The sequence below is a fragment of the Rhizobium sp. P1_E6 genome, assembly GCF_056405875.1.
In genome coordinates, this window is sequence record NZ_JBFUBG010000002.1 from 44,253 (window position 1) to 67,538 (window position 23,286).

Sequence of the window (23,286 nt, forward strand, 5' to 3'; positions counted from 1 at the left end):
TGGCTTTTTCCACAATCCTGACACCAATTTGCAACAGTTCAGATTTCCCCGTCGTAGGCGGAGCCGCCATTTTCCAGCAGTCGTTTCAATATCATAAGGCCGGACACCAGCTCGTTTCTATCCTTCGGTGAAGAGAAGCCGATGCGCACGCGGTGATAGACTTTGTCGCCACGCGCCGCCTTGAACTCATCCTCGTCGTCGACAAGCACGCCATCGCGAAAGGCGGCATTCTTGAAGGTGCCGGACAGCCAGGGTTCCGGCAGTTTCAGCCACAGGAAGGGCGCATGCGGGTGGGATTCGAAATCAAAGCCCTGCATGACCTCACGGGCGAGACTCACGCGGGCCGACAGTTCCAAAACGCTCGCGTCGCGGATCTCATGCGCCTTGCCGCTCAGGACAAGGCGCGCGCAGGTTTCCGCCAGGATGAAGGGCAGGCCGCCCGTAACCATCTTGTGCGTGACCTTGATGCGCTGGGCGAAATGCGGCGGGCAGGCGACCCAGCCGCCACGCACGCCGGCAGCAACCGATTTCGACAGGCCATTGACCAGGAAGGTGCGATCGGGCGCGATTGCGGCAAGCAGTGGCGTAGCGTCATTGGCCATGCCACCATAGAGATCGTCCTCGATGATCCACACACCGTGCCGTCTGGCAATTTCGGCGATCGCGACGCGCCGCTCATAGGGCATGATGGCGAGTGTCGGATTGTGGACCGTCGGCATCGTAAAGACGAGCTTCGGATGCTGCTGCTGGCAGAGCCGCTCGAAATCCTCGGGAATGATGCCGTTTTCATCGGACTCGACTGTCAATGTACGCCGGCCGAGCAGGCGGACGCTGCGGCTCACCTGCGTATAGGTGAGGTTTTCGAAGACGATCTTGTCACCGGGTGCTGACACGGCTGCGATGACGGAGATGGCCGCCGCATGCGCGCCGAGCGTCGGCACAACGTTTTCAGCCTCCGGCGACCAGCCGTTGCGCGCCAGCCACAGACGGCCGGCCTCGAACCAGTTCGGTGGGAAGCTGCGGGAGTAGGAAGAGATTTCCGCCAGATGCTGTTCGCCGATCTCGGCCATGATGCCGGCGATGATCTTGCCCTGACCGAGATCCGGGGCAGCGGTCGTATCGAAGCGAAGCTTGTTCGGCGGGGCCTCGGCAACACGCGTGCCACTCAGCGAAAGGGTGACAGGGTCCACCTGCTCGCTGGGCGGCGTATCGGCGCGGTCAAGCACATAGGTGCCGCGGCCAACTTCGCCGGCGACGAGCCCGCGCTCATGAACCAGCGCATAGGCCCGGCCGATTGTTCCGATTGTCACCCCGATATCATAGGCAAGATTGCGCTGCGGCGGCAGCTTGGCGCCCGCCGGCAAGGTGCCGGAAGCAATGGCGGATTCGATATTGTCCGCAAGCCGCATATAGACCGGGCCAGAGCCCTGCGAAAGATCAGGAAGCCAATTTGTCATGGTGACAATGAATAGATTGTCACCCTCTCTCTGTCAAGACTATGTGACAATCACAAGAGCAGAACAACAGGAGCCAAGGATGTCCGTTGTACCTCCAATAAAGAGCGATATTGTATCGATTGTCTCTATCGATAGCCCGCACGAAATTGTCCTCCCGACGCAGGCGCCGGCCACGACTCAGCTGGGGCGTCTGCGGGCAGTCTTCCTGCTATGGCAACAGAAGCGGGAGGGGCGCCTGGCGTTGCGCGGACTGACAGCGGATCAACTCAAGGATATCGGCCTGTCGCAGTCCGATGCCGCACGCGAAGTCAGCAAGTCATTTTTCTGGGACTGAAGCTTAGAGCATTTCCGCTTTTCTGCGAAACACGGGAAATGCTCTGTCTCTCTGTTTTCACGCAATTGCGGACGCAAAACCGCTGCGCACTTTTGCTGGAATTGCCCTAGCTGCAGGCGCGGTTACCGCCCGACCAGCGGGTGACATCGGCGGCGATACGGCCGGAAACCGGCTCGGACATCATCGGTCCGAAAGCCTGCATCTTGGCTGGGCTGCCTTCGGCCTGCACCACAAGCAGCGGCCGGCTTTCCGGGCTGCCCTTGTGCACGACCAGAATGCGCGGACGGCCGGAGAAGGAATTGAGTTCCGGCGCGAGCTTGTAAGCCGCGAAAGCCGGATCGCCCGACTTGAACCAGCAGCTATTGGCGCCGAGCGCCACACGCTCCATCGTCGACAGCGCACTGCGATCCGGTCCCCTTACAGGAGCCGGAGACTGGCAGGCAGCGACGAATGCCGCGAGGCCGGCAAAGGCCGCAGCGTTGGCAACGGCGGCGAAAAGGCGAGGGCGCATTCAGCTTGCTCCAGTGGTCCGGCGAACGGGCCGCCTAATCAGGCAGCGATGACGTCGAGCGCCGAGGCGAAGAGGCCGCGGCCATCCGAACCGCCATGGGCGGCTTCGATAAGATTTTCCGGATGCGGCATCATGCCGAGCACATTGCCCTTGGCATTCACGATGCCGGCAATGTCGTTGACCGAACCATTCGGATTGGTGCCTTCAGCATAGCGGAAGACGACCTGGCCGTTGCCCTCGATGGCAGCGAGCGTCTCGGCATCGGCAAAGTAGTTGCCGTCATGATGGGCGACCGGGCAGCGGATGATCTGGCCCTTTTCATAGGCACGGGAGAAATCCGTCTCGGCGTTGACGACTTCGAGCTTGATCTCGCGGCAGACGAATTTCAGCGAGGCATTGCGCATCAGGGCGCCCGGCAGCAGGCCCGCCTCGACGAGGATCTGGAAGCCGTTGCAGACACCCAGAACCTTCACGCCCTGGTTTGCCTTTTCGATGATCGCCTGCATGACCGGCATGCGCGCGGCAATCGCGCCGCAGCGCAGGTAATCGCCATAGGAGAACCCGCCGGGAATGACGATCAGGTCGACGTCAGGGATTTCCGTTTCCGTCTGCCAGATCGTCACCGGCTGCTGACCGGAGATCTTGGTGAGAGCGGCGATCATGTCGCGATCGCGGTTGAGGCCCGGAAGTTGAACGACGGCTGATTTCATAAGGTCCCCGCGGTTGGCGAAAGATATTGAACTGGAACGCTTTCGGCGAGCCATACTCCATTGTCCGAGACAAAGAAAGAATGGCCCTCTGAAAACATGCGGGCTGCGTCTACACGCAGGATGATATAGTCGCCCTTGCGGCGCGTTGCGACGATCTTCGCCGTTTCGACATCATCAGAGAGATGAACGTGGTGCCGTTCCATCTTCTTCAGGCCTTCGCGCTCGATCAGGGGCCAGTTCACCAGCGACGTGCCATGAAAAAGGACTGCCGGCGGCTCGACCGCCTTCAATGCCAGATCGGCACCGATGCTATGGCCCTGGTTGGCGCGAATTCTGTCATCGACCAGGGCGAAGCGCTTCTTCGGACTGTTCTCGATGATTTCGATAATATCGGCGCGAGAGACGTCGTATCTCGACATCAACGCCTTCTCGAACACATCGAAGGGGACCCAACCTTCGGCATCAAGCGTCAGGCCTGCGGCTTCCGGCGCATGGCGCAAAACATAGCTCATGAATTTCGAGACTTCCGTCTCCAGCTTTGTTTCCATCATGACGCCTAATCCTGAAAGCCCGCCGGACGGCGGGCCTGTGATCGTCAGTCGATCGCGATCGCGTAGTTCTCGATGACCGTGTTTGCGAGGAGTTTCTCGCACATGGCCTTGAGTTCCGTCTCGGCCTTGGCCTTGTCGGAACCATCAAGTTCCAGGTCGAAGACCTTGCCCTGGCGGACATGGCCGACGCCGCCGAAGCCGAGGGCGCCAAGCGCGCCTTCGATAGCCTTGCCCTGAGGATCGAGAACGCCGTTTTTCAGCGTGACGGTGACGCGAGCCTTGATCACTTGTTTTCCCTGCTTTTACTTGACCAGAACGGGACCCGTGCCGCGCACGGGCTCGTTTTCATTGATGATGCCGAGACGGCGCGCGACTTCCGAATAGGCTTCCAGCAATCCGCCGAGATCGCGGCGGAAGAGGTCCTTGTCCATCTTCTTGCGGGTCTCGATATCCCAGAGACGGCAGCTATCCGGCGAGATTTCGTCGGCCAGGATGATGCGCATCATGTCGCCCTCGAAGAGGCGGCCGCATTCGATCTTGAAATCGACGAGCTGGATCCCGACGCCGAGGAAAAGACCGGTCATGAAGTCGTTGACACGGATGGCGAGCGCCATGATGTCGTCGAGTTCCGCCGGGTTGGCCCAGYCGAAAGCGGTGATATGCTCTTCGGAGACCATCGGGTCCTCGAGCGTATCGGACTTGTAATAGAATTCGATGATCGAACGCGGCAGGACCACGCCTTCCTCGATGCCGAGGCGCTTGGCGAGCGAGCCGGCGGCGACATTGCGCACGACGATCTCAAGCGGGATCATCTCCACTTCCTTGATCAGCTGCTCGCGCATGTTGAGCCGGCGGATGAAGTGGGTGGGAATGCCGATGTTGTTCAGATGGCTGAAAATATATTCAGAAATACGGTTGTTGAGGACGCCCTTGCCATCAATGACTTCGTGCTTCTTCTTGTTGAAAGCAGTGGCATCGTCCTTGAAGAACTGGATCAGCGTACCCGGTTCAGGCCCTTCATACAGAATCTTTGCCTTGCCCTCGTAGATACGGCGGCGACGGTTCATAGTCGTTATTCTCTGCTGTTGGCGCTCTTGGGATAGCGCGCGTGGATCGATCTCGTGGCGTCCCCTTAAAGGAAAAGAGAGAGTTTCACAATCCGCCTGTCACTCCTTCCCCGGTTTCCGGCCCTGCGCGGAAAACCGCAAAGAGAATCGAATGTCTTCGCAAGGGAAGACTACCGCCTTTTTGTTTACGGTGAAATGAAGGCAAAATCTCGGAGGGGTTATACAGGTGTTTATCTGGAGGCTGTTTTGGAGATGGGCCGGTCGACGGAAAGTCGCAGATCCGTCTGCAGCGCGCGGGCCGCACCCTCCGGCTGCCGCCAGCTTCCGCTGCGGATGAACGCGGGGATCTGCATGGCAGGCATCGGCCGGGCGAGAGCATAGCCCTGCAGCATGTCGCAACCAAGCTCCTGCAGGATACGGACGTGATCGGTGGTCTCCACACCTTCGGCGGTGACGAGAATGTTCAGCGAGCGGCCTATTTCGATGATGGAGCGCACGAGCTTGCGCTGCTCGGCCGATTGCGGCAGCCGGCTGATCAATTCGCGATCGATCTTCAGCGTCTTCGGGCTCAGCCGCAGCAGGCTGACGATCGAAGCATGGCCGGTGCCGAAATCATCGACTTCGATGTCGATGCCGAGCTTCTTCAGCTTCTTCAGATTTGCGGTCACCGCCTCGTCGCAATCGTCGAGCGAGATGGATTCCAGAAGCTCGAATGAGATCGTGCCGGGCTCGATCTTCAGCGAACGCAGCTTCTTGCCGAGCTGCGGATCGGACAGTCTCCGGCCGGAGACATTGACCGAGATGCGGGGAATGGCGAAGCCTTCGCGGACCCAGACCTTCCGATCGGCGATCGCCCGTTCGAGGATCAAGGCATCGATGGTCGAGACCACGTCGAGGTCTTCGGCAATGTCGAGAAAACGATCCGGGGCCAGCAGGCCGTGTTCGGGATGCTGCCAGCGGGCCAGCGTCTCGATGCCGGCGATATCGAGCGTGCGGGCATCGAATTGCGGCTGATAGAAGGGCACGAATTCGCTTCGCTCCAGGCCGATCAGGATTTCGTCCGCTAGGCGCTTGGCCGTCAGGATCGTGCGGCGCGCGGCATTGGAGAAGAATTCGTGGCGGTTGCGGCCGGAGCCCTTGGCCCGGTAGAGCGCGATATCGGCATTAAGGAGAAGCTGTTTTTCATCGAGCTTCGGGCCGCTGTCGATGGCGATGCCGATGCTGGCGCCGAAGCGGCAATCATGCCCCTCATATTTGATGGGTTTGCGCAGCTCGCGGATGATGCGCTCGGCGACGGTGGCGATCTTCTTCGAGGCGGTGTCGACGATGCAGAGGACGACGAATTCATCGCCGCCGATGCGCGCGACGAAATCAGTGGCGCGAATGGAGTCGCGCAATACCCGGGCGGCATGTTTCAGCATATGGTCGCCGGCGCGGTGGCCGAGCGTATCATTGATCTGCTTGAAACGGTCGAGATCGATATGAAGGATGGCGAGCGCCAGGCCTTCCTCGCGGCACTGGGTGGAGCGCTCCTCCAGCATCTTGTCGAGATAGCGGCGGTTCGGCAGGCCGGTCAGATAATCATGGAACGCCAGATGCTCGATGCTTTCCTTGGCGGCTTCGAGCTGCCTGTTGCGTGCTTCGGCGAGATCCTTGGCTCGCTGCAGTTCGTTGCGCAGCGCCACTTCGTCCGTTACGTCCCAGTTGGCGCCGATCAACCGCCGGCAACCGTTGCCATCGACGAAGAAGGCAGCGCGGGCGCGGATGATGCGCTCGGCGCCATCCCCCCGGATGATTCGGAATTCCTGGTGAAAGGGCATCTCGTCTCGGACATTGCTCTCGACGGTGCCGAGCACGCGCTCGCGATCGTCGGGATGGATCGCATCCGGCCACGCAGCGGCGGCAGCGTGGCGATCGAGGCCCTTCATGCCGTAGATCGCGATGAGGCGATCGTCCCATTCGACGGTGCGATGATCGATATCGGCTTCGAAGACGCCGATATCGCTGATCTGCAGAGCAAGATCGAGACGGCGGGAGAGCTGAGACAGCATCTCCTCGGTCTCCTTTCGGATGGTAATATCGGTATCCGTGCCCACGACGCGCTGTGCAGCGCCATTCTCATCCCATTCGACAGGCGCCCCTCGGCATTCGATCCAGACCCAATGTCCGTCCTTATGGCGCTCGCGATACTGGAAGACGTGACAATTCGGATCGCCGGCGTTCTGGCGCTCTATCGCCTCGACGACAAAATCACGGTCATCAGGATGTACGAGCTGCAGCCAGGCTTCGTAGTCGCCATCCGCTTCCTCATGCGGGGCCATGCCGCGGATGTTCTTCCATGTCTGGGAATAATATTTCTTGTCGAGGCGATAATTGTGATCCCAGACACCGAGGCCGGAACCGACCAGCGCATAGTTCCAGCGGCTTTCACGCTCGGCGATGTCGGAATCATCGGTGTAGCTTGCGAACCCATCGGCCGCCGGTTCGTCGCGACTGATATCGGCGGCGGTTTTGGGCGGCTGGCTTTGCTTCACGGGCGCTCTCGCTATTCTGGCGTGTGCGCAGTCTGCGGTCTTTCCATTAAGAAATACTTAGAAAGCGATCGCTTAATTCTCTGGAAACCCCCGATATTCCGGTTTCTCAGCCGGGCAGGCGACTGAGAAACTGGGCAAAGACCATCGTGCCCTCCGGCCACGGGCCGTGACCGGATTCCGAGTTGATGTGACCGGACTCGCCGGCATCCACCAGGAAGGAACCCCAGCTGTTGGCGATATCGTCGGCATGCTCATAGGTGCCGAAGGGATCGTTGCGGCTGGCAACCGTAATCGAGGGGAAGGGCAGCGGATCGCGCGGGTAGGGGCCGAAGGTCATCAGATGCTTCGGGCGGATATCAGGATTGGCTACATCGGGGGGCGCCACGAAGAAGGCGCCGGCAACGCGCTTCTGAAACAGCGGGATGGCATGGATCACCGAGGGCACGCCAAGGGAATGGGCGATGAGCACGACGGGGCGTGTGCTGGCATTCACCGCTTCGGCGATGCGGGCGGTCCAGTCGTCGCGCACGGGCTTCGACCATTCCGCCTGCTCGACGCGCCGCGCCGTGCTGAGTTTTGCTTCCCAGCGGGTCTGCCAATGGTCGGGACCGGAATTGGTATAGCCGGGAATGATGAGGATATCTGCGTCTGAAGCTTTCATGGTGCCGCCGATGTGAGAAAGCGTAACCGCGATGTCAAGGGAAAGAGCGACTTAGCTCAAAAAATTTGCTACAGTGGCTGTCTGCCGGTTGCGTTCTCGTGTCGGCCCCTTGTTGCCGACACATCGCCTCCGGCTCATCTTGGCTGAGGAGGAGAAAGCCATGACGACATTTCATGTCATGACGGGCGCTGGCGAGAGCTTCGCACGGCCCGTGGTCAATAAGATCAGCATAGCCGACGTCTTCGACGCGCTCAGGCTCGGTTTCGAGGATTTCCGCGAGAAGCCTTCGCATTATGTTTTCCTGTGTCTCATGTATCCGATCGCCGGCATCTTCCTGACGATGCTGAGTTCGGGCGCCAATCTTGCACCGATGATCTTTCCGCTTATGTCGGGCTTCGTGCTGATCGGCCCGATCGCCGCGATCGGCCTCTACGAAATCAGCCGCCGGCGCGAAGCCGGACTCGATTCCTCCTGGACGCATGCACTCGACGTGCGCCACTCGCCGGCTTTGCCGTCCATCATCGCCGTTGGCCTCCTGCTGTTCGGGATCTTCACCGTCTGGCTGGTCACGGCGCAAACCATCTATGCGGGGCTTCTCGGCGAAGTCTTCCCGCGCTCCATGTCGCTCTTCCTGCAGCAAGTGTTCAGTACGCCGGAAGGCATGCAGCTCATCCTGTGGGGCAATCTGGTCGGCCTCGGCTTTGCTTTCGTCGTTCTGGCGATCACCGTCGTGACCTTCCCGATGCTGCTCGACAGGGATTGCGGGGCGGTGGCCGCGATGGTCGCCTCGATCCGCGCAACCTTCATCAATCCGGTACCGGTATTGCTCTGGGGCCTGATCGTTGCCGCATCGCTCGTCATCGGCACAATCCCGCTCTTTGTCGGCCTCGCACTCGTCATTCCCATCCTCGGCCATGCGACCTGGCATCTCTACCGGAAGCTGATTGCCCGCGAAGCCATGTGACGGCAGCACTCCCGGGGGTATCGCGAATTTCCACGATGCCCCCCGGAAATTCACTGCACTCTGGAACCTCGGAACCTTGCATGGAGTTTGTCTTGCGCCGACTTCTGAGGAGGATTTCAAGGTGACCATACGCCACGTGTTTGCCCACTTCGCGACCAAGATATCGGAGTGGGCGGGCAAGCCGGTGACGTTCATTCTGGCGCTCATCGCCGTGATCATCTGGGCTGCTCTCGGCCCTGTCTTCGACTACTCGGAAACCTGGCAACTGGTGATCAATACCGGCACGACGATCATCACCTTCCTGATGGTCTTCGTGCTGCAGAATGCGCAGACACGCGATACGCGGGCCATCCAGGCAAAGCTCAATGAGATCATCCTGACCAGCCATGCGGAGAACCGCTTCATCGGCATCGAAAATCTCGATGAAGAAGACCTCAAGCATCTCGACCAACTGGTGGCCAAAGCGGCTAAAGGCAAGGGTGAGACAGAGGCCTGCGAGATATCGGATGAGCCGGCCGATACATCACCTGCAAAACGCGAGTCGAGAAAGCGCAAGACGCCGGTGGCCTCCACGCAGCGCAAGCGGAAATGAAAACGGCGCCTCATGGGCGCCGTTTCAAGGGATATCTTGCAGCGATTACGCTTCGCCGAAGACGCGGCGGAAGATCGTGTCGACATGCTTCGTATGATAGCCAAGGTCGAACTTCTCCCGAATGTCTTCTTCAGAAAGCGCGGCGCGGACCTCGGCATCGGCGAGCAGTTCTTCCAGAAAATCCTTGCCCTGTTCCCAGACCTTCATGGCGTTGCGCTGGACGAGGCGGTAGGCGTCCTCGCGGGAGACGCCGGCCTGGGTCAGCGCCAGGAGAACGCGCTGCGAATGGACGAGGCCACGGAACTTGTTGAGGTTCTTTTCCATGTTCTCGGGATAGACTACGAGCTTTTCGACCACGCCGGCCAGACGGTTCAGCGCGAAATCGAGGGTAACAGTCGTGTCGGGGCCGATAGCGCGCTCGACGCTCGAATGGCTGATGTCGCGCTCATGCCAGAGCGCCACGTTTTCCATGGCCGGCACCACCGACATGCGCACAAGGCGGGCAAGGCCAGTGAGGTTTTCGGTGAGAACCGGGTTGCGCTTGTGCGGCATGGCCGACGAGCCCTTCTGGCCCGGCGAGAAGTATTCTTCCGCTTCCAGCACTTCGGTGCGCTGCATGTGGCGAATTTCGGTCGCGACGTTTTCGATCGACGAGCCGATGACACCGAGGGTGGCGAAGAACATCGCATGGCGGTCACGCGGAATGACCTGCGTGGAGACGGGCTCGGGAACGAGGCCGAGGGCTGCGCAGACATGCTCTTCGACAACCGGATCGATATTGGCGAAGGTGCCGACGGCGCCGGAGATGGCACCCGTGGCGATTTCGGCACGGGCAGCGACCAGACGGGCGCGGTTGCGGCTCATCTCGGCATAGAAGCGCGCGAAAGTCAGGCCCATCGTCGTCGGCTCGGCATGGATGCCGTGGCTGCGGCCGATGCGGATCGTATCCTTGTGCTCGAAGGCACGCGTCTTCAGCGCTGTGAGAACGCGGTCCATGCCGGCAAGAAGAATATCGGCGGCGCGCACGAGCTGGATGTTGAACGTGGTGTCGAGCACGTCGGACGAGGTCATGCCCTGATGGACGAAGCGGGCGTCCGGGCCGACGATTTCGGCAAGGTGGGTCAGGAAGGCGATAACGTCATGCTTGGTGACGGCCTCGATCTCATCGATGCGGGCGACGTCGAAGGTCGCCTTGCCGCCCTTTTCCCAGATGGTGGCAGCCGCCGACTTCGGGATCACGCCGAGGTCCGCCAGCGCGTCGCAGGCATGGGCCTCGATCTCGAACCAGATGCGGAACTTGGTTTCGGGAGACCAGATGGCGACCATCTCGGGCCGGGAATAACGAGGGATCATGTGCGAGCGCCTTCATTTCGTGACAGTAGCTGCGGCCCCTGTAGCAAAGACGGCCGGCAATCTCAACGCATGYGTTTGGCAAGAGCCAGGCTGGTGGCGAAAAGACAGACCAGTCCAAGGGGCAGAAATAGCCCCAGACCGATAACGAGGAACTGATAAACGGCGCTGGCGCCGGTAAAGACAAACTGGAACATCCAGATGACAGAGCCGAACGGCGCATGCCAGCGGGCATAGAAAATCCGGTAGTCCATGGCGAAGAGAAAGGCTGTCATCAGGACCGTGCCGGTCGTCAACGCCAGGAAGAAAGCGGCGAAACGCGTCTCCACCTTATGGCCCAGAGCGAAATAGCGCCCCACAAGCAGGTTGAAGGGCCAGGAGAGCAGCCCGCCGCTAAAATAGAGGATGGAGAGATCGAGCACGTGGCTCGTTTCCCATCCATTACGCAGGTAGAGGCCAACCATGACCGAGAGCAGCATCTGGACGCCCCAGAGCGGGGCGCCAATGAAAAAATCTGGAAAGGACGGCCATGCCGCCCGCAGACGGTTCATTCTCAGGGGTGAACCGGAACGGCGATCCAGCGGCCGTTACGGCCGTCCGGCGCGGCGCTCAGTGCCAGAATGAGGGCGATGTGAACAGGCTTTGCCGATTCCGGCTGGTAGACGAGGGCGCCGCCCATGCGATATTCGACCGTGCAGCCCCGATCATCCGGCAGCGACTTGTCTTCATGCACCAGCTGGCGATGCGGCGCGCCGTCCTTTTCGATGAGTTGCAGCGTAAAGCCGGTGACGCGGTTGACGTCCTTGCAGCTATCCGGCTTTGCGACATCGGCGTCACCGAGCAGCAGCGTATAGGCGCCGCGCGGCGGGCCATCGTTGGCAAGCGTCGTGTAGCGGATCGTCTTCATTGGCGAGCCGAGTTCGGTCGGCGGGTTGAAGGCGGCGATCAGGCCCGGATTGGTCAGAAGGTCGTATTTGTCCATCTGCTTACGGGCAGCCGTCAGGTTCTGTCGACGCGCCTTGGAAAGATCAGCGTCCTTGTCTGTCAGCTCTAGATGGAAGGGCGTGCCTTCAAGGTTTTCACCGGTTTCGGTGTCGATAAAAAAGGTATCCGAATAGGGCACCTTTCCATCCTTCATGCCGAATTCCTGGAAGGCAAAGATCTTGCCATCGGCCGAGAAACCGACCGGCTGCATATTGGCAATGTCGCCGGCCGAGGCCGTCGCGGCCATGCCGGTCAGCAGGGCGGCGAAAAACCCGCCCATAAACATGCGCTTCGTCATTAGCGAGCTCCCTCAGCCGCGTTGCGAAGGGCGGTGATGGCCTGGCGATAGGACTCGACCGAGCCGCCCTTGAAAATTGCCGATCCGGCGACGAGCACGTTGCCGCCGGCCTTTGCCACGGTGGGCGCGGTATCGACCGTCACACCACCGTCCACCTCAAGCTCGATCGGGCGATCACCGATGAGTGACTTCGCTGCTGCGATCTTGTCTGCCATTGCCGGAATGAATTTCTGGCCGCCGAAACCGGGGTTGACGGACATAATGAGAATGAGGTCGACATCGTCAAGCACGTTCTCGACCACAGAAAGCGGCGTTGCCGGATTGAGCGTGACACCGACCTTCTTGCCAAGATGGCGGATCGTCTGCAGCGAGCGGTGCAGATGCGGTCCTGCCTCTGCGTGCACGGTGATGCGGTCGCAGCCGGCCTTGGCGAAAGCCTCCAGATAGGGGTCGGCCGGCGAGATCATCAGATGGCAGTCGAAGGTCGCATCCGTATAGGAGCGCAGCGACTTGATAACGTCAGGGCCGAAGGAAATGTTCGGCACGAAATGCCCGTCCATGACGTCGAGATGGATCCAGTCGGCGCCGGCTGCGGTGACGTTGCGTACTTCCTCGCCGAGCTTTGCAAAATCTGCCGCCAGGATCGACGGCGCGATGCGGATGGGCAGTGTCGTCATGGGTCTCGGTCTCCATCTCAACCGGCAGCGGGCAAGCCGCCTCCCGGCATTGTCAATAGGTCAGTCTGTCCCGTCGGCAGGCGGGACGAAAGCATCGCCGCGCCATTCGAGAAGACGATAGGGATTTTGCGAAAGCTCATGGGCCGGCGTGAAGGTGACCGGTCCGATGGGCGTGTGGAATTCCGTGCTGATCAGCTTTTCGGCAACCGGCTTGCCTTCGGCCATCGCCGCCTGCACGGCCTGGCTGGCAATCAGCGCGGCGGCCGCTGCCGGCAGGACATAGCCTTCCGGCTCGATTCCAGCCGCGCGCAGGGCCGCGACGGTCGCAGCCGTATCCGGTAGAAGCGCATATTCGGGGATGGCAACGGCGCGCACGCCATCCGCCAGCGCGAGCGGCTGGTTTGCAGCGCGCATCGCATCGCCGCTCAGGATGTCGAGCGGGATGTTTTCGGCCCTCGCGTCACGGGCGATGGTGGCGACATCGTTCCTGTCACCGCCGATGAAAACCTTGGTGGCACCGGCCCGCTTAAGGCGGCGCACGAGGCCGATCTGCTGTTCCTGCCCCGGCCGGTAGGTGTCGGTGAAAACGGGCTTCAGGCCATTTTCTTCCAGCGCGTTGCGCACGGCTTCCGTCAGTTCACGGCCGTGGATCGTACCATCTTCGATGAGGGCGATCGGAGAAGCCGTCCATTGCTGCAGGATGATCTGGATGATCTTGGCAGCTTCATCACTATCCTGCGGGCCGAGGCGGAAGAGGGGCCAGCCGTTTTTCAGCGAATCTTCCATCAGGATGCGTGAGCGTACTGATACGGTGATGGCAGGGATACTGGCGTCCTTCAGCTTCGGCAGGGCGCCTTCCAGCGTCTCGCTGCACAGGAAGCCGATCGCGATCTGGACCTTGGCAGCGATCAGCGCATCGGCGATCGCCTGGCCGCTATTGTCCTGGCAGGTCTCGTTGATAGGGACGACCGTATCGCCCGCCTGCTGGATCTGGAAATTCGCTCCTGCGAAGATCTGGGCGCCGAGCGAGGCAAAAGTGCCCCCCTGCGGCGCCACGACTCCGATCGTCACGCCGGCCGCACGGCTTTCGGCCGTCAACGCCATCAGCGACAGAAGGGCGGCTATGACACGCAGGGTCGTCATGAAAGGTGCAGGTCTCTCGTCTTGTCCATGCCCTTTTATCCGCACGGCGACAATCGTCAAAGAAAAACAAGCAGGTTCCGCAGCTTTTCGCGGGTGCCATTGTAGAAAAGGTAACCGATGCCCGCCATATTGGTGAAATAACAAGAACAAGACACCGAACGCGGAGAAGCATGTGTTGAACAGGCAGCATATCGATCCCGGCCTCTATCGCGACGCCATGAGCCGCTATGCCGGCCACGTGCAACTCGTGACGACGGCCATGGGTGAGGCCCGCCGCGGCGTCACCATCACGGCCGCCTGCTCGGTATCCGACCATCCGGCTTCCGTCCTCGTCTGTCTCAACAATACCAATGCGAAGAACGAGATCTTCTTCCGCAGCGGCATCTTCGCGTTGAACTCACTCGGCGCCCATCATCAGGCCGTTGCCGATGCTTTTTCAGGCCGTACGCATCTGGAAAACGAGGATCGTTTCTCGAGCGCCCGCTTCGAAACGCTGGCAACGGGCGCCCCGGTGCTTGCCGATGCGCTTGCCGTCTTCGACTGCCGAGTGACCGACATCAAGGAAATGCCGACCCATAACGTCATCTTCGGCGAGGTCGCCGCCGTTCGTTTCACCGAGATCCACCCGGCGCTTCTCTATTTGAACCGCGGCTATCATTCGATTTAGCTGGCTCGCCACGCAAGAGGAGCGACAGGCCATGGACAATGCCGGCATCGAGGAAATGTTTCAGTCGCTTGGGCCTGTCACCATCAAGCCCATGTTCGGCGGCAAGGGCATCTACCACCTCGGCCGGATCCTGGCACTGGAAGTGCGCGACGAGATCCTGCTGAAGGCCGACGAGAAGAGCGCGGCGGAATTTACGGCGGCCGGCGCCAGCCAATGGTTCTACGAGGGCAAGAAGGGTGCGCCGGTGAAGATGCCTTACTGGAGCATTCCTGAAGAGGCCTATGATGACCCTGACGTCATGGCGCGCTGGGTGCGGCTTGCCTATGAAGCCGCATTGCGGGCTGAATGATCAGCGCAATTGCCCGGCCGGAAGAGATGATATCGCAACCCTGGTAAACGCTGACAGCGGCTCCGGCAGATCGGCAAGGCCGAACCAGCCGAATTCCGACAGCTTGTCCGGTTCCGTGAGCTGCGGCTCGCCCGTCACGTCACGGGSGATATAGAGAAGGGAAATCCAGTGCTGGCGGTCGGCTTCGATGATCTGCTCAGTCGAGCCGATTCGTTCGATGCGACCGATGGTGAGCCCCGTTTCTTCTTCCGCCTCGCGGCGCGCGGCTTCCTCAGCCGGCTCCATATGATCGACCTTGCCGCCGACAATATTCCAGTAGCCGGCTTCAGGTGGACGCATACGCTTGTAGAGGAGGATTTTGCCGTCGCGCAAAATCACCAGGCCTACACCGAGGCCTGGGAAATCGATGCCGGGCGTGCCCATCGGGCAATCAGGCCTTTGCGTAGCCGGCGATCAGCATGAAAGCGGGAATATCGTCACCAAAGCCAACCGGCGTCGGGCCATCATCGTGGTCACGATGGCGACGGCGCTCGCGATTGTCATCGTTCGCCGGATACTGCCGAGCGTTGCGCGCGTTGTTCTGCGGCTTCGGTTCTGCTTTGCGCTCGTTCTTCACGGTTTCGGCCCTTGCTGGTCTTGCTGGTGCTGCTTCCACGACTTCAATGCCATTATCTTCGGCATTGATATCAGATTTATGACTCGCAGGCCGGCGTTCACGCTCGCGGCCACGATCCTTGTCCCGTTCACGGCCCTTGCCGCGGCGGGGAGACCGCTCGCTGTCGCGGCTTTCTTCGGCCGGCGGCAGAGAGGACAGATCGCCACTCTGCCATTCGACCTTTTCGCCGATCAGCTTTTCGATCGCGTCGGCATGTTTCTGGTCGCGGCGGGTGACGATGGTGAAGGAAGCACCCGAGCGACCGGCGCGGCCGGTGCGGCCGATACGATGAACATAGTCTTCCGCGTGGATCGGCACGTCGAAATTGAAGACGTGGCTGACATCGGGAATATCGAGGCCGCGGGCGGCGACGTCGGAAGCGACGAGCAGTTGGATGTTGCCGTCCTTGAAGTTGGCAAGCATGGCCATGCGCGAGCGCTGGTCCATGTCACCATGCAGGGCGCCGACCGAGAAGCCATGACGCTCCAGCGAACGGAAGAGATCAGCGACATCCTTCTTGCGGTTGCAGAAGATGATCGCGTTCTTCAGATCGGTCTGAGCGCGGACGAGGTCACGCAATGTAGCGCGCTTCTCGTAATCCTTGTCGTGAGAGGCGACAAAACGCTGCGTGATGGTGACCGATGCCGAAGCCGGCTTGGAAACTTCGATCCGCTCCGGGTTCTGCAGGAAGCGGTCCGCGAGCTTCTGGATTTCCGGCGGCATGGTGGCCGAGAAGAACAGGGTCTGGCGGGTGAAGGGGATCAGCTTGGCGATGCGCTCGATATCCGGAATGAAGCCCATGTCGAGCATGCGGTCGGCCTCGTCGATGACGAGGATTTCCACGCCGCTCATCAGGAGCTTGCCGCGCTCGAAATGGTCGAGAAGGCGGCCGGGGGTGCAGATCAATACATCTGCGCCGCGCTCCAGCTTGCGGTCCTGGTCTTCAAAGGATACGCCGCCGATGAGAAGGGCGACGTTGAGACGATGATTCTTGCCGTATTTCTCGAAGTTTTCGGCAACCTGGGCGGCCAGTTCACGGGTCGGTTCCAGGATCAGCGTGCGGGGCATGCGGGCCCGGGCGCGGCCCTTTTCCAGAAGCGACAGCATGGGAAGAACGAAGGAGGCCGTCTTGCCGGTGCCGGTCTGCGCGATGCCGCAGATGTCACGACGTTCAAGCGCGAAGGGGATTGCCCCAGCCTGAATGGGAGTGGGGATCGTGTAGCCCGCATCGGTAACAGCGGAGAGCACTTTGGGGCTCAAACCAAGATCAGCAAATGTCGTCAAAGGGAAAACTGTTTCCGTTCCGTTCGGCCGGTCTCTGGCGAGTCGGCGGGATTGCATGCCGCAATGCTGCGCGACATAGTCCGAAACGGCCGGCAAGTCAAGGAATAGCGGCTTCACCCCGGGGTTGAGGTGAAGTGTTCGTTACCCAGATCGGCTATTTTATATAAGTGGCAAGTTTAAGGCCGGCATTCATGAAATAGATCGGGTCGACGGCATGCCCATCCTGACGCACCTCATAATGCAGGTGCGTGCCTGTGGAGCGGCCCGTGCTGCCGGCCAAACCTATGACATCGTTGCGGTCGACCGTGTCGCCGACCTTCACCAGAATCTCGGACATATGGCCGTAGCGTGTCGAAATGCCGTTGCCGTGATCGACCTCGACCATGTTGCCATAACCGCCGGTCCAGCCGGCCGCGACCACCTTGCCGGGCGCGGTGGGGCGGATCCTCTCGCCGGGCGAGAAGCGGAAGTCGATGCCGGAATGAAGGGCAAGCCGGCCGAGGAACGGATCGCGCCGGTTGCCGAAGGGGCTGGTGACTTCCTTGCCTATGGCCGGGTTACGGAAGGGCAGGGCTTCGGCGGTGCTGCGCACGGCTTCCAGACGCGTCAGCGCGCCATCAAGCTGGACGAGCGAATTGTTGAAGTCGTCGTTGCTTTCAGGTTCCACATAAGGACCGCCGACGGCGCTGTCCTCGTCTTCCTTGGCGGCAATGGTCTCTGCCGGGATTTCGATATGGAAACGATCGAGCACGCCTTTGATCGTATCGGCGGCATTGCCGGCATCGCTCGTCAGCTGCTCGATGCGGCTCTTCTGGTCCTGCTCGACGGTCTTCAGCGAGAGTGTGACCTTGGAAAAGACACGGTCGGCGCGGTCGCCGACGGTTTCCTCCGATGGAACATAGGCGAGGGTGGAATTATCGGGTGCCCCGGCATCGGCTGGCTGATTATCGCCCGCCAGAAGCTTTTCAATTGCTTGTGCGCCGCCGGTCAGCGAAGCGCGCTTGTCCTTGATATCAGGCGCATAGGATTGTGCAGGCACGTCCGCGGCGGGCGCATCCTTGCCGGTCAGACCGGAGCTTTCAGCACGGTCGAGCAGGTTGTCGAGCTTTCCGTGACGCGAGGTCAGCGCCATCTGCTGCTCCATCAGCTTGTCAACCTTGTCCTCGACGACCTGCTGGTCGAGAAGCTGGCGGGAGGTGATGCGGTCGACCTGTGCGCGGAGCGCTGCGATGCGGTCTTCATAATCATGCTGCATGCGGGCCTGGCGGGCCATGGTCGCGCCAATCAGATCGTCGCGCAGCACGAGGTAGGAGGTGGCAAGCAAATAGCCTATGGAAAAGACACCGACGAAGCAGAAGGCGACGGCAGCCATCCACGGCTTCACCGTCATGTGGCGCACTCTGTCGCCACTTGCGAGAATGAGGATGTGTTCTTGTGCCCTCTTGCCGAATACCCGACTGTGATGTCCGCTCGTCACGGAGGGCCCCCCAAAGATGCGCGGTTCCAGCGCCCGCGTCATTGGGATTAATTACATATAGTTATGGTTAATAAGTGGTTTACGCAACGTTAGGGAACTTTGCCGTTCAGCTTTGGCTCGTCGATGTCAGCGCGCGATAAAAGGAGGGCGTCAGCCCGGCTTCGGCGCGCGCCACATCGTTGAACGGCGCCTTCAGCGGACCGCGGAAATTAGCCCGCACCAGCTCCTGAAACGTCCTTGCCGGATCGCGCTTTTCCCGGGCGCAGAGGAAGCGGAACCATTTTGCGCCGACGGCGACATGACCTTTCTCGTCGTTGTAGATGACGTCGAGAACGGCAGCACTTTCGAGGTCGCCGGTCTCGCGCATCTTGGCCTGCAGTGCAGGCGTCACATCAAGGCCGCGCGCTTCGAGAATCAGGGGCACGACGGCAAGCCGGGCCGTCAGGTCGTTGCGGGTCGAATGTGCCGCCTGCCAAAGACCGTCATGGGCGGGAAGATCGCCATAATCGGCGCCGAGATCATTCAGCCGCTTGCGCACCAAGCGAAAGTGCTTGGCCTCTTCGAAGGCCACCTGCATCCAGCCATCGAAGAAGGAGTTCGGCACATGTGCCGAGGCGAATCGCGCAACGATATCGAGCGCCAGATCGACAGCGTTGAGTTCGATATGGGCGATCGCGTGCAACAGGGCGACGCGGCCATGCACGGTATGGAGCGAGCGTTTTCCAACCTGGGTCGGCGGCACCAGCAGCGGCTTTTCCGGCCGGCCGGGACGTTCCGGAAGGGGTGCGTCGAGCGGCGAGCGCAGCGAGATGCGCCGCGCGAACCACCTGTTAGCGCTTTCCTGCGCCAGATCGGTCTTGCGATCGAGATCGGCGGAGCGGATCGCATCGATCGCGCCGCCGCGCAGCGAAGTGATGGTCGTCACGCGGCAAGATTCCTGACGGCTGCCAGCACCGTTTCGGCATGGCCCGCGACCTTCACCTTCTGCCAGATGGTGGCGATGGTGCCGTCCCTGCGGATCAGGAAGGTCGTACGCTCGACGCCCATGAAGGTGCGGCCATACATCTTCTTTTCCTTCCACACACCATAGGCCTGCAGCGTCGTCCTGTCCTCGTCGGAGGCAAGGGCAACCGTCAGCTTGTGCTTCTTGACGAAGCGGTCGTGGCACGTCGCCGAATCGGGCGACATGCCGACGACGATAACTCCGGCAGCCGCGAACTCATCGGCAAGTGCTGTGAAATCAAGTGATTCGGTGGTGCAGCCCGTGGTGTCATCCTTGGGGTAGAAGAACAGGACCACCGGCTTTCCCTGAAAATCCGAGAGTGAAATGCGGCCGCCGCCATCGCGCGGGAGGCTGAAATCGGGAGCAGCAGAACCAATACCGGGAGCAGTCATTCTCAAAACTTTCTTTTGCCGGGTTTAGGAGAGATACTATATCAGACGGGTTATATAGTGGACGAAACGGTGTCCCGCCCAGAGTGATTCAAATCAGATCCAGGAGTTTCCCAAGGCGCATGTCAGCCATCCGCGGCGAAAAAGTCACGTTTCGCAAGAAGGATATCGTCGCCTTGCACAACCTGCCTTCCGCGCAAGCGGAGGATCCCCTCATCGTGCATTGCCCGCCGCCGCGCTCACGCATGCGCGGCACCGCAAAAGCCGCCAGCGGCTTCTGCGCAGTGATCCTGTTCATCCTGGCGGCGATCGTCTTCACCATCGAAAGCGGAATTATCGACGCGCCGCTGTCACAGCAGGCGCAAGCGGCGCTGAACGGTGCACTGGGGCCGCGCTACCGGGCCGAAGTCGGCTCCACCGTCATCCGCTTCACCTCCGGCCTGCGGTTGGCGCTCGAAGCGCGCGACGTCAATATGATCGACCAGCAGAGCGGCCAGCATCTTTCCACCACATCGTCGATGCGCATGGCGCTGGATCCGCTGCAGCTCTTCCGCGGCCGCATCGCCGTGACGTCGGTCGAGGCGGACGATATCGCGCTCGACACCTCACTGCTTCCCTCGGGCGATCCGGTAAAGCTCGACAATCTGCGTGTGGATGCGATTCCGGCGGCAATGGAGGCGATCTTTTCGCATCTCGACATGTTCCGGACCTTCGTCGAGCGCGGCGGCACGGACTCGGTGCGCATCTCGGGTATCGACATAAAGCTCGCAGACACGGCAAACGGGCCGGTCTCGCTGGTGGTCGACAACCTCGCCTTTGAACATGCCGGGCCGAGCTCGCTGCAGCTGAGCGGACAGATCTCGATCAATGGCGAGACCGCCGATCTCAACGTCATCACCGAGGAGGCGGGCGGCCATGCATCGCGGCTCGTCGCCACGCTGACGCATGTCGACCTGGCGCCTTTTGCGCTGAAGCGCAACGAGCAGGGGGATATCCGCCAGGGCCTCAACTCATTCGGCAACCTCACCCTGTCCGCCGTGCGGGCCGCCGATGGCGTCAAGCCGACGCTCAATGCAGCGCTCAATCTCGACCCCGGCCTGATCTATGTCGATGGCGATTCGCAGGAACTGACGGACGGCCAGTTCAATCTTGCCTATGACTTCGACAGGCAGACACTGGAGATCGCCAAGTCGCGGTTGCATCTCGGCCCGACCGTGCTGCCGATCAGCGGTGCAGTGATCGACCTCGACAAGCTCGATCCCAATGCAGGCAAGGGGTTCGGCATCGATGCGCTTATCAGTGGCGGCACGGCGGCGCCAAACTCCGGCGAGCAGCCGCTGTCCTTCGACCTGCAGGCGACCGGGCGCTATCTCGTCGCCGGCCGCGAGTTCCAGTTTTCCAACATGGTGGCTTCCTCGCCGCTCGGTTCGCTCTACGGCGCTCTGCATCTTCGGCTGAACGACAAATCGCCCGAAATCAGCTTTGTCGGCCAGTCGCAGCAGATGCAGACGACAGCGATCAAACAGCTCTGGCCCTATTGGATGGCGTCCAAAGCGCGGGTATGGGTGCTTGCAAACCTCTTCGGCGGCGTGGTGACCGACGCTTCCATTTCCGTCTTCATTCCGCCGGGCCGGCTGGATGAGGCTGCGAGAGGACGCGGCCTGCGGCTCGACGAAAACCAGCTCCGCATCGCCTTCGACATCGCCGGGACGCGCATGAATGTCGCCGGCGAAATCCCCCCGATACGCGATACGGCGGCGCATTTCGACCTGACAGGCGGGCGGGCGGCGATCTCGCTCAAGAGCGGCACCTCCTATTTCCCGTCCGGGCGTTCAGTGGCGGTACAGCCGGGCACCTTCGTGCTGCCGTCGGTCTATGACAAGCCGCTGATGGCCGTTGCGGACATTTCCGTTTCAGGTTCTGCCGATGCGGTGGGCGAGCTTCTGACCTACAAGCCGATCAAGGTGCTGCAGCGCGCGGGCTTCGTGCCCGACGACCTCAAGGGCAATATCGACGCGCATGTGCAGGCGCAGTTCGGGCTTCTGTCCTCGCAAAATCCGCCGCCGCCTGAGTGGACGGCGCAGATGAAGCTCACCGACATTGCGCTTGCCAAACCGTTCTCGGGACGCATCATCACCAATCTCGACGGTACGCTCGACGCCGATCCGCAGCAGGTGAAGGTCAAGGGCAAGGCCGACATCGACGGCGTATCCGCCGATATCGATATGCTGGAGCCCGTCGACAAATCTTCCGGCATCGAGCCGCAGCGCGTGATTACGGCAACACTGAACGGCGACCAGCGCGACAGGCTGTTGCCTGGCCTGTCCGGCATCCTTGGCGGCAGCGTCAAGCTGGTCCTGACGCGCCTCGACGAGGATCGTCAGGACGTGCAGCTCGATCTCGGCAAGGCATCGCTCGAACTGCCCTGGATCGGCTGGTCGAAGGGCAGCGGCATTCCCGCCAATGCCGAATTCGAGGTTTCCGGCCCGCCTGACAATACGCAAGTCAGGAATTTCCGCCTGAAGGGTGATGGCTTCGGGGCAACGGGCGCACTCGTGATCGGCAAAAGCGGCCTGATGTCGGCGGATTTCGACAGCGTGAAGCTTTCCTCCGTCGATGATTTCGCGCTGTCGCTGAAGCGCGGGAAGGGCAGCTACGATATCTCCGTCTCCGGCGCCAGCGCCGACGTGCGGCCGATCATCGACCGGCTGAAATCGGACTCCGGGGGCGATGGTGACGGCGGCGATGCCACTGGCGTGAGCGTGCGGGCGAAGCTGCAGAACATCATCGGCTTCAACGACGAGAAAATCAGTAATTTCCAGGCGCAGATCGGCTTGAGCGGCAGCCGGCTGCAATCATTGAATTTCTCCGGGATCACCGACAGCGGCGAGGCTGTCGTCAGCCAGATGCAGGGTGGCGGCGTCATCAACGTCACCAGCGGCGATGCCGGCTCGGTGTCGCGCTTTGCCGATCTCTACCAGCATATGCAGGGCGGCCTGCTCAATCTGGCGGTCCGCCTCAATGCAGGCGGCGGCTGGGATGGTTCGGTCGATGTACGCCGTTTCTCGATCGTCAACGAGCAGCGCCTGCGCTCGATCGTTTCCACACCTGTCGGTTCGGACCAGCGCACGCTGAACGAAGCCGTCAAACGCGATATCGATACCTCCTCGCAGCGCTTCCAGCGCGGCTTTGCCCGTGTCGTCTCGCGCGGCGGGGCGATCTCCATCGAAAACGGCGTGCTGCGCGGCGACCAGATCGGCGCGACCTTCCAGGGCGTGGTGCGCAATGCCAAGGGCAACATGGACATGACCGGCACCTTCATGCCGGCCTATGGCCTCAACCGTCTCTTTGCCGAGTTGCCGCTGATCGGCATCATCCTCGGCAACGGCTCGGACCGCGGCCTGATCGGCATTACCTTCAAGCTGACCGGTAAGTTCGACCAGCCGAACCTGCAGATTAACCCACTGTCGGTGATTGCGCCCGGGGTCTTCCGCCAGATCTTCGAATTCCAGTAAGGAATTGGAAAGCCGAGACAGGCGCCCGCTTCAAACTGCTGACAAGATCGGCCAACTCCTCTTTCGTCATGCTCGGGCTTGTCCCGAGGATCTGCTGAGGAAAAGACGAAGTTT

General features: G+C 61.0%; 24 protein-coding genes. 6 read left to right on the plus strand and 18 right to left on the minus strand.

All coding sequences use genetic code 11. The features are described 5' to 3' along the window. Window positions 1-38: 38 nt before the first annotated feature. Window positions 39-1,457: an aminotransferase-like domain-containing protein gene (locus AC1D35_RS01740; RefSeq protein WP_113310666.1), complete on the minus strand. Its 1,419-nt coding sequence runs from the start codon at window positions 1,455-1,457 to the stop codon at window positions 39-41. Window positions 1,458-1,536: 79 nt separating this feature from the next. Here AC1D35_RS01740 and AC1D35_RS01745 point away from each other — a divergent pair, with 79 nt between their 5' ends. Next, on the plus strand, window positions 1,537-1,791 hold the full coding sequence (locus AC1D35_RS01745) for a DUF1127 domain-containing protein (protein WP_113310692.1): 255 nt from the start codon (window positions 1,537-1,539) through the stop codon (window positions 1,789-1,791). Window positions 1,792-1,897: 106 nt separating this feature from the next. Here the strand turns inward: AC1D35_RS01745 and AC1D35_RS01750 are convergent, their stop codons facing one another. The 7 genes from AC1D35_RS01750 to AC1D35_RS01780 all read right to left on the minus strand — a co-directional run bounded on the left by AC1D35_RS01750 (window position 1,898) and on the right by AC1D35_RS01780 (window position 7,825). Next, a complete protein-coding gene (locus AC1D35_RS01750; RefSeq protein WP_113299438.1) occupies window positions 1,898-2,302 on the minus strand; it encodes a hypothetical protein in 405 nt (134 codons plus the stop codon). Window positions 2,303-2,340: 38 nt separating this feature from the next. After that, window positions 2,341-3,012, minus strand: a complete 672-nt coding sequence (gene purQ, locus AC1D35_RS01755) for a phosphoribosylformylglycinamidine synthase subunit PurQ (RefSeq protein ID WP_113299437.1) — start codon at window positions 3,010-3,012, stop codon at window positions 2,341-2,343. Beyond that, window positions 3,009-3,563, minus strand: coding sequence for an RNA 2'-phosphotransferase (locus AC1D35_RS01760; RefSeq protein WP_113310665.1), 555 nt, complete (start codon window positions 3,561-3,563; stop codon window positions 3,009-3,011). Before AC1D35_RS01760 ends, purQ begins: the two co-directional genes overlap by 4 nt. Before the next feature lie 44 nt (window positions 3,564-3,607). After that, entirely contained in the window at window positions 3,608-3,850 is a 243-nt protein-coding gene (gene purS / locus AC1D35_RS01765) for a phosphoribosylformylglycinamidine synthase subunit PurS (RefSeq protein ID WP_113299435.1), read from the minus strand. Between the two features lie 15 nt (window positions 3,851-3,865). Then, the gene (gene purC / locus AC1D35_RS01770; protein WP_477938193.1) at window positions 3,866-4,630 is read right to left on the minus strand and encodes a phosphoribosylaminoimidazolesuccinocarboxamide synthase; all 765 of its coding nucleotides are present in this window, start codon (window positions 4,628-4,630) and stop codon (window positions 3,866-3,868) included. Between the two features lie 230 nt (window positions 4,631-4,860). Next, the gene (locus AC1D35_RS01775; protein ID WP_113310664.1) at window positions 4,861-7,164 is read right to left on the minus strand and encodes an EAL domain-containing protein; all 2,304 of its coding nucleotides are present in this window, start codon (window positions 7,162-7,164) and stop codon (window positions 4,861-4,863) included. A gap of 106 nt (window positions 7,165-7,270) precedes the next feature. Then, window positions 7,271-7,825 carry an RBBP9/YdeN family alpha/beta hydrolase gene (locus AC1D35_RS01780; RefSeq protein ID WP_113299432.1) on the minus strand — a complete coding sequence of 185 codons (555 nt, stop codon included), beginning with the start codon at window positions 7,823-7,825 and terminating at the stop codon, window positions 7,271-7,273. 160 nt (window positions 7,826-7,985) lie between these two features. Between AC1D35_RS01780 and AC1D35_RS01785 the strand changes: the two genes are divergently transcribed. Both AC1D35_RS01785 and AC1D35_RS01790 read left to right on the plus strand, forming a co-directional pair. Continuing rightward, on the plus strand, window positions 7,986-8,789 hold the full coding sequence (locus AC1D35_RS01785) for a DUF2189 domain-containing protein (protein ID WP_113310663.1): 804 nt from the start codon (window positions 7,986-7,988) through the stop codon (window positions 8,787-8,789). Window positions 8,790-8,916: 127 nt separating this feature from the next. After that, the gene (locus AC1D35_RS01790) at window positions 8,917-9,381 is read left to right on the plus strand and encodes a low affinity iron permease family protein (protein ID WP_113299478.1); all 465 of its coding nucleotides are present in this window, start codon (window positions 8,917-8,919) and stop codon (window positions 9,379-9,381) included. A gap of 45 nt (window positions 9,382-9,426) precedes the next feature. Here AC1D35_RS01790 and purB read toward each other — a convergent pair whose 3' ends face one another. From purB to AC1D35_RS01815, 5 genes are all read right to left on the minus strand, one after another. Continuing rightward, window positions 9,427-10,734: an adenylosuccinate lyase gene (gene purB / locus AC1D35_RS01795; protein WP_113299430.1), complete on the minus strand. Its 1,308-nt coding sequence runs from the start codon at window positions 10,732-10,734 to the stop codon at window positions 9,427-9,429. Between the two features lie 62 nt (window positions 10,735-10,796). Then, entirely contained in the window at window positions 10,797-11,282 is a 486-nt protein-coding gene (locus AC1D35_RS01800; protein ID WP_477938194.1) for a hypothetical protein, read from the minus strand. A 2-nt stretch (window positions 11,283-11,284) separates the two neighbouring features. Next, a complete protein-coding gene (locus tag AC1D35_RS01805; protein WP_113299428.1) occupies window positions 11,285-12,013 on the minus strand; it encodes a DUF2259 domain-containing protein in 729 nt (242 codons plus the stop codon). Further along, window positions 12,013-12,690, minus strand: coding sequence for a ribulose-phosphate 3-epimerase (gene rpe / locus AC1D35_RS01810; RefSeq protein ID WP_113299427.1), 678 nt, complete (start codon window positions 12,688-12,690; stop codon window positions 12,013-12,015). The genes AC1D35_RS01805 and rpe overlap by 1 nt, the downstream gene beginning before the upstream one ends. A 60-nt stretch (window positions 12,691-12,750) precedes the next feature. Beyond that, window positions 12,751-13,833: an ABC transporter substrate-binding protein gene (locus AC1D35_RS01815; protein ID WP_113310661.1), complete on the minus strand. Its 1,083-nt coding sequence runs from the start codon at window positions 13,831-13,833 to the stop codon at window positions 12,751-12,753. A gap of 172 nt (window positions 13,834-14,005) precedes the next feature. On the opposite strand from AC1D35_RS01815, the gene AC1D35_RS01820 reads away from it, so the two are divergent. Beyond that, window positions 14,006-14,500, plus strand: a complete 495-nt coding sequence (locus AC1D35_RS01820) for a flavin reductase (RefSeq protein WP_113310660.1) — start codon at window positions 14,006-14,008, stop codon at window positions 14,498-14,500. A 31-nt stretch (window positions 14,501-14,531) separates the two neighbouring features. Continuing rightward, on the plus strand, window positions 14,532-14,849 hold the full coding sequence (locus tag AC1D35_RS01825; protein WP_113310659.1) for a TfoX/Sxy family protein: 318 nt from the start codon (window positions 14,532-14,534) through the stop codon (window positions 14,847-14,849). On the opposite strand, the gene AC1D35_RS01830 is transcribed toward AC1D35_RS01825, so the two are convergent. From AC1D35_RS01830 to AC1D35_RS01850, 5 genes are all read right to left on the minus strand, one after another. After that, window positions 14,850-15,272: an NUDIX domain-containing protein gene (locus AC1D35_RS01830; protein ID WP_477938195.1), complete on the minus strand. Its 423-nt coding sequence runs from the start codon at window positions 15,270-15,272 to the stop codon at window positions 14,850-14,852. A 7-nt stretch (window positions 15,273-15,279) separates the two neighbouring features. Then, the gene (locus AC1D35_RS01835; RefSeq protein ID WP_477855456.1) at window positions 15,280-16,845 is read right to left on the minus strand and encodes a DEAD/DEAH box helicase; all 1,566 of its coding nucleotides are present in this window, start codon (window positions 16,843-16,845) and stop codon (window positions 15,280-15,282) included. A gap of 97 nt (window positions 16,846-16,942) precedes the next feature. Beyond that, entirely contained in the window at window positions 16,943-18,265 is a 1,323-nt protein-coding gene (locus AC1D35_RS01840) for a peptidoglycan DD-metalloendopeptidase family protein (RefSeq protein ID WP_113310691.1), read from the minus strand. A 106-nt stretch (window positions 18,266-18,371) separates the two neighbouring features. Then, entirely contained in the window at window positions 18,372-19,190 is an 819-nt protein-coding gene (locus AC1D35_RS01845) for a ferritin-like domain-containing protein (protein WP_113310657.1), read from the minus strand. Further along, window positions 19,187-19,660 (minus strand): peroxiredoxin family protein, encoded by a 474-nt coding sequence (locus AC1D35_RS01850; protein WP_113310656.1) that lies wholly within the window; start codon window positions 19,658-19,660, stop codon window positions 19,187-19,189. The genes AC1D35_RS01845 and AC1D35_RS01850 overlap by 4 nt, the downstream gene beginning before the upstream one ends. Before the next feature lie 119 nt (window positions 19,661-19,779). Here AC1D35_RS01850 and AC1D35_RS01855 point away from each other — a divergent pair, with 119 nt between their 5' ends. After that, the gene (locus tag AC1D35_RS01855) at window positions 19,780-23,172 is read left to right on the plus strand and encodes a DUF3971 domain-containing protein (protein WP_113310655.1); all 3,393 of its coding nucleotides are present in this window, start codon (window positions 19,780-19,782) and stop codon (window positions 23,170-23,172) included. Window positions 23,173-23,286: the final 114 nt, after the last annotated feature.